Genomic DNA, 14,774 nt, shown 5'->3' with positions numbered 1-14,774 from the left:
TATGGAATTCACCACTCAACACTTCATCGCATTGGCGCCGATGCTGATCACCACCATCACCACGGTGGTGGTGATGCTGGCGATCGCCTGGAAGCGCAACCACTCGCAGACCTTCCTGCTGTCCACCGTGGGCCTGAACCTGGCCCTGCTGTCGATCCTGCCGGCACTGAAAGTCGCACCGCTGGCGGTCACCTCGCTGGTGACCATCGACAAGTTCGCCTGCCTGTACATGGCGATCATCCTGGTGGCCACCCTGGCCTGCGTCACCCTTGCCCACGCCTACCTGGGCGAAGGCTCCAAGGGCTTCCCGGGCAACCGTGAAGAACTCTACCTGCTGCTGCTGATGTCGGCGCTCGGTGGCCTGGTGCTGGTCAGCGCCAACCACCTGGCGGGCCTGTTCATCGGCCTGGAGCTGCTGTCGGTGCCGGTCTACGGCCTGGTAGCCTATGCGTTCTTCAACAAGCGTTCGCTGGAAGCCGGCATCAAGTACATGGTGCTTTCGGCTGCAGGTTCGGCCTTCCTGCTGTTCGGCATGGCCCTGCTCTACGCCGATGCCGGCGCCCTGACCTTCGATCAGCTGGGCAAGGCCCTGGCCGCCACCAGCATGCCAAGCCTGCTGGCACAGCTGGGCCTGGGCATGATGCTGGTAGGCCTGGCCTTCAAGCTGTCGCTCGTGCCTTTCCACTTGTGGACTCCGGACGTGTACGAAGGTGCTCCGGCACCGGTCGCCGCCTTCCTGGCCACGGCCAGCAAGGTTGCGGTGTTCGCCGTGGTCGTGCGCCTGTTCATGCTCTCCCCTGCCGCCAGCAGTGGCGTGCTGAGCACCGTACTGGCGGTGATCGCCGTCGCCTCGATCCTGGTCGGTAACCTGCTGGCGCTGACCCAGAGCAACCTCAAGCGTCTGCTGGGTTACTCGTCCATCGCCCACTTCGGTTACCTGGTCATCGCCCTGGTGGCGAGCAAGGGCCTGGCACTGGAGGCCATGGGCGTGTACCTGGTCACCTACGTGATCACCAGCCTGGGCGCCTTCGGCGTGATCACCCTGATGTCCTCGCCGTACGCCGGCCGTGACGCCGACGCGCTGTACGAGTACCGCGGCCTGTTCTGGCGCCGTCCGTACCTGACCGCGGTACTGACCGTGATGATGCTGTCGCTGGCCGGTATCCCGCTGACCGCAGGCTTCATCGGCAAGTTCTACATCATCGCCACTGGCGTCGAGTCGCACCTGTGGTGGCTGGTCGGTGCACTGGTGATCGGTAGCGCCATCGGCGTGTACTACTACCTGCGGGTCATGGTGACCCTGTACCTGGTAGAACCGAACCTGCGTCGTCACGATGCTCCGCTGAAGTGGGAACAGCGTACCGGTGGCGTGATGCTGCTGGCCGTTGCGATCCTGGCCTTCGTGCTGGGTGTCTACCCGCAGCCGTTGCTGGAACTGGTTCAGCAGGCTGGCCTGCACCTGGTAGGCTGATTCGTTCTGCGCTGCATCAAGACACCCCGCCTCGGCGGGGTGTCTTGTTTCTGGCACCGGCAAAACCGGCCAGCGCCTTCAACCACAACGGGCACGGTCCCACGCCGGGCACTGAGCTCGGTGCAGGTTCAACGCGGTATTGATGATGCCGATGTGGCTGAACGCCTGCGGAAAATTCCCCAGCATCCGCTGGCCGAGCGGATCGTACTGCTCGGCCAGCAAGCCCACGTCATTGCACAGCCCGGTCAGGCGGTCATACAACGCCTGCGCCTGTTCCTGGCGCCCCAACAGCACATACACATCAGCCAACCAGAACGAACACACCAGGAAAGTCCCCTCCCCCGGCGTCAGGCCATCGCTGTAACTGTCGCTGTCGTAACGCAGCAACAAACCATTTTTCAGCAGGCGACGTTCGATCTGCTCCAGTGTCCGCAAGAAACGCGGATCCTCCGCCGGCAGAAAACCGGTCAGGGCAATGTGCAGAAGACTGGCGTCGAGCTCGTCTGAACCATAGGCCTGCACGAAGTACTGCCCACCAGCATCCAGCCCTTGCTCGCACACCTCTCGGTGAATCTGCTCGGCCACCTGACGATAGTGCCGCCCCCGCTCGCGATCCTCCTCGGTGGTTTCAGCCAGCCTCGCCGTGCGGTCGAACGCAACCCAGGCCATCACCTTCGAATGCACGAACTGCTGACGACCGCCACGCACCTCCCAGATACCTTCATCGGGCTCGCGCCAGATGCGCTCCACATACGGCATGATCAGCCGGGCGATTGCGGCACTGCGAGGGTGACGAGGCAGCCCGCCCTTGATCGCCTGGGCCATGGCATCGGCCACCTCACCATAGATATCCAGCTGGCGCTGCCCGGAGGCGGCGTTGCCGATGCGCACCGGGCTCGAGCGTTCATAGCCGGCCAGCCAGGGCAAGGTGAACTCGCCCAGGTCGCGCTCGCCTGCCAGGCCATACATGATCTGCATCTGCTCCGGGTTGCCGGCCACCGAGCGCAGCAACCATTCGCGCCAGGCCTGCGCTTCATCGAAATACCCCAGGTTCATGAACGCCAGCAGGGTCATGGTGGCGTCCCGCAACCAGCAATAGCGATAGTCCCAATTGCGTTCACCCCCGATGCGCTCGGGCAACGAAGTGGTGGCCGCAGCGACGATCCCGCCGGTGGGCGCATAGGTGAGCGCCTTGAGGGTCAACAGCGAGCGACGCACCTGGGCACTGTGCGGCCCTAAGTCGGGGCAGCGTGCAGCGAAGTCCTGCCAGTGCGCCAGGGTGTCGGCCAGCGCCTGATCGGCGTCGAAATCCGGTGTGTCGGGCAGGTGCGAGGGTTGATGACGCAAGGCGAACACATGGCGCTCGCCTGCGCCCACATGAAAACGGCAGACGCTGTGATGGTCCATCGCATGCAGCCCGACCGTGCTGCGCAGGATCAGCCGGTCGGGGCCGGCAACGGCACTGAGGATCAGTGGATCGAGCCGCTCCACCCAGGGGACACTGCGGCCATAGTCGAAGCGCAGCACCAGATCGAGTTCGAATCGGGTTTCTCCCGAGAGGCCTTCGACGATACGCAGCACGGCGTTTGGTTCACCCAGGGGCATGCAGTCGAGTACCCGGGCACGACCACTGGCAGTGGTCCAGGTGGTTTCCAGGACCAGGGTATCGCCCAGGTACTGCCGACTGCACTGCTCCACCGAGTCGCTGGGCGCCAGGCGCCAGCGACCATTCTCTTCATTGCCGAGCAACGCGGCGAACACCGCAGGGGCGTCGAAACGAGGCAGGCACAACCAGTCGATCGAACCATCGCGGCTGACCAGGGCTGCGCTGCGGCAGTTGCCAAGCAGGGCATAGTCTTCGATGTGCGCGGGCATTGGAGCTCCTTGGATTGAGGCTTGGGTTCGCTCTATTGTTTGTGACCACAACCGAGCACGCTTTGCGCCCCTCGCCCGAATCCTGCAGTACATCAACGACGTCGCCCGCCTGGCCTGCTACTGTTCTCCCCAGCCCCAACCCGTGAAGGATCACCCTGCCCCATGTCTTCAGACCTGCTCCTGGTCCTCGGCCTGCTCGCCATCGTCGTCACCCTGTTCATCCTCAATCGCCCCCGCATGGATGTGGTTGCGCTGCTGGTGATCCTGTTTCTGCCGCTGTCCGGCATCCTCACCGTCGAACAGGCCCTGGCCGGCTTCAGCGATCCCAACGTGGTGCTCATCGCCGCATTGTTCGTGATCGGCGAAGGCCTGGTGCGCACCGGTATCGCCTACCGCATCGGCGACTGGATGAGCGAGCGCGCTGGCAACAGCGAGGCCCGCTTGCTGGTGCTGTTGATGGTCGCGGTCGCCGGGCTTGGCTCGGTCATGAGTTCGACTGGGGTGGTGGCGATCTTCATCCCGGTGGTGCTCAGCATCGCCGCGCGCCTCAAGTGCTCGCCGAGCCGCCTGATGATGCCGCTGAGCTTCGCCGGCCTGATCAGCGGCATGCTCAGCCTGGTGGCGACGCCACCGAACGTGGTGGTGCACAGCGAGGTGGTGCGCCACGGGCTGGAAGGCTTCAATTTCTTCAGTTTCACCCCGTTCGGCCTGGTCATACTGGTGCTGGGTGTGGGCTACATGCTGCTGACCCGCCACTGGCTCAACGGCGAAGTGCGCAAGGACGGTCGTAGCGAAAGCCGCCGCACCCTGCTCGACCTGGTACTGGACTACAAACTCAGCGGTCGCGAGCGGCGGCTGCGCATCCGCCCACATTCGCCACTGATCGGCCATACCCTAGGCGAGCTCGAGTTGCGTACCCGCCATGGCGCCAATGTGGTCGGCATCGAGCGCCAGCACAAATTCACCACCCGGGTGATCGCCGCCGACTCCGGCACCCTGCTCCAACAGGGCGATGTGCTGCTGCTCGACCTGTTCGCCAATCGCGACGACCTGCGCAGCCTGTGCCAGACCATGCATCTGGAACCCCTGCACTTCAAGGCCGCCTACTTCATCGATCAATCACAGGAAGTGGGCATGGCCGAGATCTCGCTGCCGCCCGGCTCGCAACTGATCGGCAAGACTATCCTGGAGCTGGCCTTTCGCAGCCGCTACGGCCTCAATGTGGTCGGCCTGCGCCGCGAGCAGAGCGCCGTCGAAGCACAACTGGTGGAGGAGAAACTGCGCCTGGGCGACACCCTGCTGGTCATCGGCCCCTGGAAAGCCGTGCGCCAGTTGCAAAGCCAGCCGCGCGACTTTCTGGTGCTGAGCCTGCCAGCCGAAATCGATCAGGTCGCCCCTGCCCGCACCCGTGCTCCCCAAGCCCTGCTGAGCCTGGCGGTGATGGTCGGGCTGATGGTCAGCGGCCTGGTACCCAATGTCCTCGCTGCGCTGATCGGCTGCCTGTTGATGGGCGCCGGGCGCTGTATCGACATGAACAGCGCCTACCGCGCGATCCATTGGCAAAGCCTGGTACTGATCGTCGGCATGCTGCCCTTCGCCCTGGCGCTGCAGAAGACCGGCGGTATCGACCTGGCCGTGACCGGGCTGGTCGGCCTGCTCGGCGGTGCCGGCCCGCAGGCCATCCTTGCCTGCCTGTTCGCCCTCACCGCCGTGATCGGGCTGTTCATCTCCAACACGGCAACGGCAGTACTCATGGCCCCGGTTGCGATCAGCACGGCGCAGCAACTGGGCATGTCGCCGTATCCCTTCGCCATGACCGTGGCCCTGGCCGCCTCGGCAGCATTCATGACGCCGGTGTCCTCACCGGTCAACACCCTGGTGCTCGGCCCTGGCCAGTACCGCTTCGCCGATTTCGTCAAGGTCGGTGTGCCCTTCACCCTGCTGGTGATGGTGGTGACCGTGGTGATGGTGCCCTGGTTCTTCGGATTGCAGTGACCAGGATGTTTACCTGTAGCAAACGTGAAATATCAGGGAGGATCGGCGCAAATTAATATCCAATTGACATCAATTCGCTTCCTGAACCACACTGCGATCTATCTGTCCCAGGTGTTAGCTGCAGTCGTCCTGGATTACGTTTGCGCTTGTCGGTCGAGCCCATGGTGTTTTCAGCCCAGTCGCGCCTGCTGCCTCCCTTGATCCTGTTCGGTCTGACCTTCGCCCTGACGCTGGGCGGTATCCTGGCCCGACCGATCGAGTCCCTGTCGCTGTTCTGGCCGGTCAATGCCGTGTTGGCCGGGATGCTGCTGCGCCACCCCCGCCAGGGCAGCATCCTGGGCATCGCCCTGATGTACCTGGCGATGGTCAGTGCCGACCTGATCTGTGGCAGCGAGTGGCGCCCCGCCCTGTGGTTCAACCTGTGCAACGTCGGTGCGATCGTCACCCTCTGGCGTCTGCTGGCGCACTTGCCCCGCCCCCATCGGCGACTGCGTACACCCCATGGCGTGCTCCGCGTATTCGCTGCCTGTGCCGCAGGGGCCGTGGTGGCTGCAAGCCTCGCATGCGTCATGGCCGCCCCCTGGTTCGATCAGTCATTGCGCACCACCTGGCTGGCCTGGTTCAGCGAACAGTTCTCCACCAGCGTACTCGTGTTGCCAATCATGCTCACCGCGCCGTCGCTACCGGCACTACTGCGCAGCGGAGGACAGCCTGTGCGACTGGCACCCTTGCTGGTGCTGCTGGCTTCGCTGGTACTCAGTATCGTTTTCGGCGGCCCTGGCGCAATCGCCTTCCCCATTTCTGCGCTGCTGTGGTGCGCCCTGAGCTATTCCCCTTTTCTGCTCTCGCTGCTGACGCTGACAGCAGGCAGCACCCTCATCGTTGCCGTGGCCCAGAACCTGATGCATTTCAGCGTGCCGCAGAGTGAGCCGGGCGTCACGGCACTGATGTCGGCTCGCCTGGGCATCGCCATGCTGGTGCTCGGGCCGCTGGTAGTGGCCTGTGTCAGCAATGCGAACCGCGCCCTGCTGTCGCGCCTGGCGCACCAGGCGACCATCGATCACCTGACCGGCGCCCTGACCCGCAGCGCCTTCACCCGCCAGGCCAACGCCCTGCTGGAAGGCCGGCAGCAGCATGCCCAGGCGCTGCCGCTGACCTTGATGATGCTCGATATCGACTACTTCAAGGCGATCAATGACCGCCATGGCCACGCGGTCGGCGACCACGTCCTGCGCCAATGTGCCAGTGCATTGCAGGAACAATTGCACGACGGCGAACTGTTCGCTCGCCTGGGTGGCGAGGAATTCGTCATCGTCGTTCCGGGGCTCGCGCCCGAGCAGGCTGCGTTCACTGCCGAGCGTATGCGCCGCGCCGTGCAGGACCTGCAGATGGTGCAGGGTGAGACGCAGCTGCGGATCACCGTGAGCATCGGTGTCAGTGGCTGCAACGACAGCCAGCCGTTAGCCGACCTTGATGCCTTGCTCGCCGATGCCGACCAGGCGCTGTATCGCGCCAAGGCCCATGGCCGCAATCGTGTCGAGCAGGCCCAGCGCCAGGTGGTCTGAGTCAGCCGATCAGATCCCAGGAAAGCTTGGCGATCAGCACGCACAGCAGTACCAGGAACAGGCCCCGCACGAACCCTGCCCCTTTGCGTACCGCCAACCAGGTGCCCGTCAGAGCCCCCAGGATGTTGAACACCGCCATCGGCAATGCAATGGCCCACAGCACGTTACCCGAGGGAATGAAGAACACCAGTGCGGCCAGATTGGTGGCGATGTTCACCAGCTTGGCCGACGCCGAGGCGTGGAGAAAATCCAGGGCGAAAAAGCGGATGAACAGGAAGATCAGGAAGCTGCCCGTTCCAGGGCCGAACAGACCGTCATAGAAACCAATGGCACCGCCGATCAGTACCGCCAGGCACTGCTCCTTGCGGCCGATTCGCGTCGGCGTGTGCAAGGCCCCGAAATCTTTCTTGCAGAAGGTGTAGATCGCCATCAACACGATCAGCACCAGCACCGCCGGGCGCATCACGCTGGGAGGCACCAACGACACGGTCGCGGCCCCTGCGAACGACATGACAAAGGCACTGGCCATCGCCGGCACGATCAGCCCCCAGTCGAGTCTGACCTTGCGAATGAACGAGCGCGCGGCGAAGGCCGTGCCGCACACCGACGCGAACTTGTTGGTGCCCAACAGCGCCGCCGGTTGAGCACCGGGCAGCACATTGAACAGTGCAGGAATCTGAATCAGCCCGCCACCGCCGACCGCAGCATCGATCAATCCGGCAGCGAACGCGAACAGGGACAACAGGACGATATCCGTCATTTGAGAAGTTCCAGGCAGGGAAAGCGTGCCCAAAGCCTAATCAAACGGCCGCACCTGTGTTGAAATGCCATATTGCACAAACCGCAATGAGGAACCCGCCATGGCATTGGATATGCTGCGCGAAATACAGGCTTTCGTCAGCGTCGCCCACAAGCGCAGCTTCGTTGCCGCCGCCCGCGCCCTGGGGCGCTCACCCAGCGCCGTAACCCGCGCAGTGCAGGCGCTCGAGGACAACGCTGGCACCCGCCTGCTCAATCGCAGTGCCAACGCCGTGACCTTGACCGAAGCCGGTGAGCACTTGCTGCCCCACGCACAGCGCTTGCTGGAGGTGCAACGTGATGCCGCCGATGAGCTGGCGGCGCTGAGCGGTTCGGCACAGGGCTGGATCCGCTTCGCAGTGCCCGAGCTGCTGGCCCAGAAGGTACTGCCGGCGGTGCTCGCCGAATTCTCCCAACGTCACCCCCAGGTCACCCTGGACGTGCAGTTCGGCGATCAGGCCCTCGACCCGGTGCAAGGCAAGTTCGATTTCGTGGTGCGCGGTGCCTTTCCCCAGTCGAGCGAACTGATCGGCTATCCACTGTGGAACTACCGCCGCCACCTGTACGCCAGCCCGGCGTACCTGCAGCAACACGGCTTGCCACTGGAACCCGAGGAGTTGGGCGGCCATGCGCTGATCCTGCACACCGCTCCCCGCATCCTCAAGGCTTGGCATTTCTACCGCGACGGCCAGATCACCAGCCTGCGACCACGTCCGCGCCTGCGCCTGTCTGCAGGCACTGCGGTGTACCAGAGCGCGCTGGCCGGTGCCGGCATCGCCCGTCTGGCCGACTGGCTGGGCGAGCCGCAAGTGCAGGCCGGGCGCTTGCTGCGGGTATGCCCGGCGTATCACCTGACCTCCAGCAGCGGCCAGGATCCGCAGATGCATGCGCTCTACCCGCCTGGCGAACAACCGGCTCGGGTACGTGAACTGCTGCAGGCGCTACGACGCGCGCGTCCCTGACCCCCAGACAGCACTGTACAAATTCTGCTCAATTTAACAAAGGCCGCTTCGTTACTGGCTTGTAGCGTTTTATCCACAGACCTACCCACGTTTTTTGTGGACAGAATTCCGAGCCCAGTTAACGACTTATCGCACACGCAATAGTGCAGCATTCGCTAGCCTGACCAATTCGATCCACTCGCCAACGTTGATCGCCCCGGCACGCTCGAGTTGCTCGGCACAGACCAGTGCCTGCTCGTAATCCCGTTCGCTGGCGATACCGGTGCCGACGAACCTCTCCCGCCACTCCAGCATCGCTGCAGTGCCCTTCTTGCTTTCCATGTACGACTCCGAGGCAGGTGGGCTGCCGTCAAGCCCAAAAACTCCAGACGCCCCACGCTCGGGGGCCGAAAACGGCCGCGGGAGATTACACGAGCGGTTATCAAGTGAGAATAAATATCAAGAAGAAGCCGACAGACAGTCGATGAGCGGCGTGGCAGGAGGTAAAACGCATCGAGCCCGTCTCACAGGTAGACGGGCTCGGGGAAGTTGGACGGGATATTTCAGCCCGGTGGGATGGTACCCAGCAAGCCGATCAGGATCGTCAGCATCAGGAAACCACCCAGGAACAACGCAAGCTTGCCCATTGGAACCTCGACAAAGTGGGGACTGAACGGCAGAGCTGCCCGCCAGGGATGCGGTGCAGCTGCGCTTGCCCGGCGCATACCGCTTCGTACGGCTGGGCTTGAGGGGCATTGTCAGGCCTTGGCTGATACGGTTACAGATTCAGGTTGCCGTAAAAAAAGCATATCAGATGGGTCGTTCAGTCCAGCCGTCGCAACTTCTCCTGCGGCAACCACCCCAGTTCACCGTTGCGCTGTCGCCGACACCAGAGCCAGCCGTTCAAGCGCCGCAGCCCCACCACCTCGTGCCCAGGATCGACGTCCAGCTCATGGGCCGAATACGACTCCAGTGCCCGCCCCTGGCCGACACCCAGGCACTCGATCAACTGCCCCGGCACCCAGCCTGGCTCGTGCCCCTCACAGCTGCACAGATACCAGTCCTGCCAGTCTTCCTCACCCTCGTAACGTTGCCCGATCTGCAACAACGTCCCTCGGGCGAAGCGGATGGGTCGAGGGTATTCACTGCGATGGCTTTCGATCACCACGTATTTCATATCCCGCTCCCTGGCTTTAGAAGAATCAGTCCTGGCAGCCGCTCAGAGGCTCATGACCATTTCATGCCAGGCCATGCCACCGTGATCGGAACTGGAAGGTTTCACGTACTGGTATCCCATCTTTTCGTACAACCCTACATGCTGGTCCTTGCACATCAGGTGAATGGTCTTCTTGCCGCGTTCGCGCATCTGCTCGATGAAGCGCGTCATCAGTTGCCCGGCGTAACCGCGCCCCTGAAACGCCGGATCGACCACCACCGACATGATCACCACGTTTGGCGCCTGGGCATCGTGCCCGACCAGCTCCTTGAACGCCTCATCGGACATCACCACTTCGTGAGCACAGCCACTGTTGATGAAACCCACCACCTGGCCGTCCTGCTCCAGCACCAGAAAGCCCTCCGGGTACTGGGCGATGCGCGTGGCAATCTTCTCCCGCGTGGCCGCTTCGTCACCTTCGTAGGCAGTGGTTTCGATGTGATAGCAGCGGTCCACATCCGAAGGCGTGGCGGGGCGGAAAACAGGCGTATTCATGGGGTAGGTCCGTGTCTCGGTAAACAGAGGACGACATCCTAACCGGAGCGGCTCGGCTTCGCACCGCGATCACAGGTCACACCCTGCTTAACCGAGCATTACCTGTGCGGCACGCTTTGTCTGTTGGCCTGGGAGGATGTAGACCTGTCCGCTGATACCGTCGAGATCCCGCGGGCACGGTGGCTGGCCAGTACAAGGCGACCAAGACCCGGCGCTCGACACGCACGGTCAAGCTGCTTGCCCCAGCTCTGCGTGCTCTATAGGCGCAAGTGCAGTTCACCATGAATCTGCCGGCGGAGCTGATCGAGGTTATCGATCGAGACAATAGGACTGTGCGCGAACAGCGCGTGCGGTTCGTCTTCCACAACACCGCCACAAACGAGCCGTAGCGCGCATCGGACGAGCTGCGACACGGATGGTGGATCACGCACCTGGAAAAAACAGGCGTGCACCAGCGCGGACCAAAACCTGCCGGCACGCGGTCGCCAGCCAGATGCTGAGCAGCGGCATTCATTCGAAGTGTATCCCTGAATTAGGGATAGCCTTGACACTGAACTCATTCTTGACGGTAAACAAGCGGATTGGCCACGGTAGGACTTCCCCAGCACGGACAAAGCTCCTGCGACGCTAATCTCCTACCCGGACGCTTATCGTCTCTCGCAAACACTGAATGAATACCGCCTCCTGAAGATAGGCCACATTCAACCGGGTCCACGCGGTCACGGCTTTCTGGTTGGTCTGGAAAATCGCCCCCGGCGCCAGCATCACGCCCCTGCCCTGCACTTCACGGGTCAACACGGCGGTATCATCGATACCCGGAAAACGCGCCCACAAGTACAAGCTCTGTTCCGGCCGGCAGAACACCTCGGCGCCGAGCTCATCCAGCACCCGCAACCCGCCTGCGGTGGCCTCCCGCACCCGGTCCTGCAGGCGCATCAGGTGGCGCAGGAAGTGCCCTTCGCTGAGGATCACATCCGCCGTGCGCTCGCACAGTTCAGAGCAACTGGTGTGCAGCATCATCTGCAGGTCAGCCAGCTCGTCGATGGCCTCCTTGCTGCCGGCGATATAGCCCACGCGCAAGGCCGCCGACACCGACTTGGAGAAGCTGCCGATGTATAGCGAGCGGCGCAGCTGGTCGAGCGCCGCCACCTTCAGCGCCGAGCTGGGCTTGAAGTCGGCCAGCGCATCGTCCTCGACCAGCAGCAGGTTGTTCCGCTCGGCCAGTTGCAGCAGACGGTGGGCCTTGGCCGGGGAGATATCCGAGCCGGTGGGGTTGTGACACACCGACTGGATGAAGAACAGCTTGGGCCGTTCGACACGCAGCATAGCTTCCAATACGTCCATGTCCGGGCCGTCCGCCAGGCGCGGCACGCTAAGCAACCGTGCGCCATGCAACTGCAACTTACCGAACAGCGGGTAGTAACCCGGGTTTTCCACCAACACTGCATCTCCCGGCACCACGAAGCGGCGGATGATCAGGTCCAGCGCATGGTTGGAGCCGTGGGTAGTCACAATCTGCCGGGGCGTGGCATTGATGGCGTAGCTGGCCAGCTTGCGCACCAGGCTCTGGCGCAGCCCCGGGTTACCCAGCCGGTTGCCATAGCGGAACAGGTTGCCGGCGCCGCTGCGCATCGCCTGCCGGGTAAATTTGTCGAGGCGCATGTCCTGCAGCCAGGTCACTGGCGCAAAGCCCTCGCCCAGCGGCGCCAACCCGGGCTCGCGAACAAACTGCTGCCGCATCATCCAGATGGTGTCCATGGCCCGGGTATAGGGCCGCGTTTCATCCACTTCGGCAGCCTGTGCCTGTGCCTCAACGAAAAAGCCCTGGCCGTGGCGCGCCTCCACCAGCCCCTTGGATGCAAGGATCTCGTAGGCGGTGATCACCGTGTTCTTCGAATACCCGTGCAAGCGCACGTATTCACGTAGCGATGGCAGGCGGTCGCCAACCTTGAGCACGCCGCTGCGGATCTGCTGCTCGACCGCATCGGCAACCTGTTGGGCAAGGGTGACACGGGTCATCGGCGGGTTCCTTGGCTGCATTGGGTACAGACTGGGTACTGTTGGGCAAAACTGTACCTTCAACAAAGGGCACAGTGGTTGCACATTAAGCACCACGCCAGCGCCGCGCTCAAGGCGCCGCCCAATAACAATGACACCAACGGAGCCTTCATGAGCCTCGATTCCCGCCTGCCCGCCTTCCGTAACCTATCCCCCGCCGCACGTCTGGACCACATTGGCCAGTTGCTCGGTCTGAACCCCGACGACGTCAACCTGCTGGCCAACGCCGGTGCCCTGCCGATAGACATCGCCAACGGCATGATCGAAAATGTCATCGGCACCTTCGAGCTGCCCTATGCCGTGGCCAGCAATTTCCAAGTCAACGGCTGTGATGTGCTGGTGCCGCTGGTGGTCGAAGAGCCCTCGATTGTCGCTGCAGCCTCGTACATGGCCAAGCTGGCCCGCGCCAATGGCGGCTTCGTTACCTCCAGCAGCGCCCCGCTGATGCGTGCCCAGGTACAGATTGTCGGCGTCCACGACCCGCTCAATGCGCGCCTGAGCCTGCTACGCCGCAAGGGCGAAATCATCGAGCTGGCCAACCGCAAGGACCAGTTGCTCAACAGCCTGGGCGGCGGCTGCCGCGACCTCGAAGTGCACACCTTCGCCGAATCGCCACGCGGCCCGATGCTGGTCGCGCACCTGATCGTCGATGTGTGCGACGCCATGGGCGCCAACACCGTCAACACCATGGCCGAAGCCGTGGCGCCGTTGATGGAGGCTATTACCGGTGGCCAGGTACGCCTGCGTATTCTGTCCAACCTGGCCGACCTGCGCCTGGCCCGGGCCCAGGTGCGAATCACCCCGCAGCAGCTGAAGACCGACGATTTCAGTGGCGAGGCGGTAATCGAAGGCATCCTCGACGCCTACGCCCTCGCGGCCATCGACCCGTATCGCGCGGCCACCCACAACAAGGGCATCATGAACGGCATCGACCCGCTGATCGTCGCTACGGGCAACGACTGGCGTGCTGTGGAAGCCGGCGCCCACGCGTTTGCCTGCCGCAGCGGCCGCTACGGTTCGCTGACCACTTGGGAAAAGGACAGCAACGGCCACCTGGTCGGCACCCTGGAAATGCCGATGCCGGTCGGTCTGGTCGGTGGTGCGACCAAGACTCACCCATTGGCACAACTGTCGCTGCGCATCCTGCAAGTCAGCACCGCCCAGCAGCTGGCGGAGATTGCCGTGGCCGTAGGCTTGGCGCAGAACCTTGGGGCCATGCGCGCCCTGGCCACAGAAGGTATCCAGCGCGGGCACATGGCCCTGCACGCGCGCAATATCGCGGTGTTGGCGGGTGCCCGCGGTGATGAAGTGGATTGGGTTGTCCGGCAACTGGTAGAAAATCACGATGTCCGTGCCGACCGTGCCGTTGCGCTGCTGAAACAAAAGCGCGGCCAATGACCATGGCTCCGGCGCAAGCGGTAAAAGTGTTTGAAGTCGGCCCGCGCGACGGCCTGCAGAACGAGCGCCAGCGGTTGTCGGTGGCCACGCGCGTGGCGCTGATCGACGCGCTGGCGGCCAGCGGCCTGCAGCATATCGAGGCCGGTGCCTTCGTGTCGCCGCGCTGGGTGCCACAAATGGCCGGCAGCGACGAGGTGTTGCGCCAGTTGCCCGCCGACGACGAGGTCAACTACACAGCCCTGGTCCCCAACCTGCAAGGCTTCCAGGCCGCGCAGCGGGCCGGCTGCCGCGAGGTGGCGGTGTTCGCGGCCGCCTCCGAGGCGTTTTCGCGCAATAACATCAATTGCTCCATCGATGAAAGCTTCGAGCGCTTCGCCCCGGTATTGCAAGCCGCCAAACAAGCCTCTGTCCGCGTGCGCGGTTATGTATCCTGCGTGCTCGGTTGCCCATTCAGTGGCGCGGTGGCGCCAGAGGTCGTGGCGGCGGTCGCACGCCGCTTGTATGAACTGGGCTGCTACGAAATCAGTCTGGGTGACACCATCGGCGCCGGCAGACCGGACGCGACCGCGCAACTGATCGAACACTGCGCCCGGCAAGTGCCGGTGACCGCGCTGGCCGGCCACTTTCACGATACCTGGGGCATGGCCATCGCCAATGTCCACGCCGCACTAGCGCAAGGTGTACGCACCTTCGACAGCTCGGTTGCCGGCCTTGGCGGCTGCCCCTACTCGCCCGGTGCTAGCGGCAACGTGGCCACCGAAGAGCTGCTGTACCTATTGCACGGCCTGGGCTACAGCACAGGTGTCGACCTGCAGGCGGTGGCCCGGGTTGGCGTGCGTATCAGTGCCGAACTGGGCATCGCCAACCGCTCCCGCGCCGGCCTTGCAATGGCGGCAAGGAGCGCCGGCGAACAACACCTGTAGTACTTGTAGCACCCGAATAATAACAACGTGCCCGCAAAG

Annotated in this window: 12 protein-coding genes; 6 read left to right on the top strand and 6 right to left on the bottom strand. The window is 63.5% G+C overall.

The annotated features are described in order from the left end of the window. The first annotated feature begins 1 nt into the window (after nucleotide 1). Complete coding sequence (gene nuoN, locus AC2CGW_RS16295) at nucleotides 2–1,471, top strand: NADH-quinone oxidoreductase subunit NuoN (protein ID WP_054892697.1); 1,470 nt, start codon at nucleotides 2–4, stop codon at nucleotides 1,469–1,471. A gap of 78 nt (nucleotides 1,472–1,549) precedes the next feature. Here nuoN and AC2CGW_RS16290 read toward each other — a convergent pair whose 3' ends face one another. Next, nucleotides 1,550–3,346, bottom strand: a complete 1,797-nt coding sequence (locus tag AC2CGW_RS16290) for a glycoside hydrolase family 15 protein (protein ID WP_484574297.1) — start codon at nucleotides 3,344–3,346, stop codon at nucleotides 1,550–1,552. A gap of 162 nt (nucleotides 3,347–3,508) precedes the next feature. Between AC2CGW_RS16290 and AC2CGW_RS16285 the strand changes: the two genes are divergently transcribed. Beyond that, complete coding sequence (locus tag AC2CGW_RS16285) at nucleotides 3,509–5,341, top strand: SLC13 family permease (RefSeq protein ID WP_484574296.1); 1,833 nt, start codon at nucleotides 3,509–3,511, stop codon at nucleotides 5,339–5,341. 146 nt (nucleotides 5,342–5,487) lie between these two features. Then, nucleotides 5,488–6,906, top strand: a complete 1,419-nt coding sequence (locus tag AC2CGW_RS16280) for a GGDEF domain-containing protein (RefSeq protein WP_484574312.1) — start codon at nucleotides 5,488–5,490, stop codon at nucleotides 6,904–6,906. A 1-nt stretch (nucleotide 6,907) separates the two neighbouring features. Here AC2CGW_RS16280 and AC2CGW_RS16275 read toward each other — a convergent pair whose 3' ends face one another. Further along, the gene (locus AC2CGW_RS16275) at nucleotides 6,908–7,666 is read right to left on the bottom strand and encodes a sulfite exporter TauE/SafE family protein (protein ID WP_186669796.1); all 759 of its coding nucleotides are present in this window, start codon (nucleotides 7,664–7,666) and stop codon (nucleotides 6,908–6,910) included. 100 nt (nucleotides 7,667–7,766) lie between these two features. On the opposite strand from AC2CGW_RS16275, the gene AC2CGW_RS16270 reads away from it, so the two are divergent. Further along, nucleotides 7,767–8,666, top strand: coding sequence for a LysR family transcriptional regulator (locus AC2CGW_RS16270; RefSeq protein ID WP_186669798.1), 900 nt, complete (start codon nucleotides 7,767–7,769; stop codon nucleotides 8,664–8,666). 126 nt (nucleotides 8,667–8,792) lie between these two features. Here AC2CGW_RS16270 and AC2CGW_RS16265 read toward each other — a convergent pair whose 3' ends face one another. The 4 genes from AC2CGW_RS16265 to AC2CGW_RS16250 all read right to left on the bottom strand — a co-directional run bounded on the left by AC2CGW_RS16265 (nucleotide 8,793) and on the right by AC2CGW_RS16250 (nucleotide 12,375). Next, nucleotides 8,793–8,987, bottom strand: coding sequence for a hypothetical protein (locus AC2CGW_RS16265; protein WP_186669800.1), 195 nt, complete (start codon nucleotides 8,985–8,987; stop codon nucleotides 8,793–8,795). Between the two features lie 481 nt (nucleotides 8,988–9,468). After that, nucleotides 9,469–9,822: an SH3 domain-containing protein gene (locus tag AC2CGW_RS16260; protein ID WP_186669802.1), complete on the bottom strand. Its 354-nt coding sequence runs from the start codon at nucleotides 9,820–9,822 to the stop codon at nucleotides 9,469–9,471. Between the two features lie 42 nt (nucleotides 9,823–9,864). Further along, nucleotides 9,865–10,356, bottom strand: coding sequence for a GNAT family N-acetyltransferase (locus AC2CGW_RS16255; RefSeq protein ID WP_186722399.1), 492 nt, complete (start codon nucleotides 10,354–10,356; stop codon nucleotides 9,865–9,867). 627 nt (nucleotides 10,357–10,983) lie between these two features. Beyond that, nucleotides 10,984–12,375, bottom strand: a complete 1,392-nt coding sequence (locus AC2CGW_RS16250) for an aminotransferase-like domain-containing protein (RefSeq protein ID WP_288375369.1) — start codon at nucleotides 12,373–12,375, stop codon at nucleotides 10,984–10,986. Nucleotides 12,376–12,525: 150 nt separating this feature from the next. Here AC2CGW_RS16250 and AC2CGW_RS16245 point away from each other — a divergent pair, with 150 nt between their 5' ends. Beyond that, a complete protein-coding gene (locus AC2CGW_RS16245; RefSeq protein ID WP_186669808.1) occupies nucleotides 12,526–13,812 on the top strand; it encodes a hydroxymethylglutaryl-CoA reductase, degradative in 1,287 nt (428 codons plus the stop codon). A gap of 2 nt (nucleotides 13,813–13,814) precedes the next feature. After that, nucleotides 13,815–14,735 carry a hydroxymethylglutaryl-CoA lyase gene (locus tag AC2CGW_RS16240; RefSeq protein WP_202885243.1) on the top strand — a complete coding sequence of 307 codons (921 nt, stop codon included), beginning with the start codon at nucleotides 13,815–13,817 and terminating at the stop codon, nucleotides 14,733–14,735. Nucleotides 14,736–14,774 lie beyond the last annotated feature (39 nt).

The organism is Pseudomonas sp. SYWMCR5 (genome assembly GCF_057197165.1).
Note: the sequence above shows the minus strand (reverse complement) of the source record. Positions and strands in the feature narration are given on the sequence as shown.

Excerpts from the sequence above, each read along its gene's own strand:
- nuoN (WP_054892697.1), top strand. The coding sequence starts at position 2 with ATGGAATTCACCACTCAACACTTCATCGCATTGGCGCCGATGCTGATC.
- AC2CGW_RS16290 (WP_484574297.1), bottom strand. The coding sequence starts at position 3,346 with ATGCCCGCGCACATCGAAGACTATGCCCTGCTTGGCAACTGCCGCAGC.
- AC2CGW_RS16285 (WP_484574296.1), top strand. The coding sequence starts at position 3,509 with ATGTCTTCAGACCTGCTCCTGGTCCTCGGCCTGCTCGCCATCGTCGTC.
- AC2CGW_RS16275 (WP_186669796.1), bottom strand. The coding sequence starts at position 7,666 with ATGACGGATATCGTCCTGTTGTCCCTGTTCGCGTTCGCTGCCGGATTG.
- AC2CGW_RS16270 (WP_186669798.1), top strand. The coding sequence starts at position 7,767 with ATGGCATTGGATATGCTGCGCGAAATACAGGCTTTCGTCAGCGTCGCC.
- AC2CGW_RS16265 (WP_186669800.1), bottom strand. The coding sequence starts at position 8,987 with ATGGAAAGCAAGAAGGGCACTGCAGCGATGCTGGAGTGGCGGGAGAGG.
- AC2CGW_RS16260 (WP_186669802.1), bottom strand. The coding sequence starts at position 9,822 with ATGAAATACGTGGTGATCGAAAGCCATCGCAGTGAATACCCTCGACCC.
- AC2CGW_RS16255 (WP_186722399.1), bottom strand. The coding sequence starts at position 10,356 with ATGAATACGCCTGTTTTCCGCCCCGCCACGCCTTCGGATGTGGACCGC.
- AC2CGW_RS16250 (WP_288375369.1), bottom strand. The coding sequence starts at position 12,375 with ATGACCCGTGTCACCCTTGCCCAACAGGTTGCCGATGCGGTCGAGCAG.
- AC2CGW_RS16245 (WP_186669808.1), top strand. The coding sequence starts at position 12,526 with ATGAGCCTCGATTCCCGCCTGCCCGCCTTCCGTAACCTATCCCCCGCC.
- AC2CGW_RS16240 (WP_202885243.1), top strand. The coding sequence starts at position 13,815 with ATGGCTCCGGCGCAAGCGGTAAAAGTGTTTGAAGTCGGCCCGCGCGAC.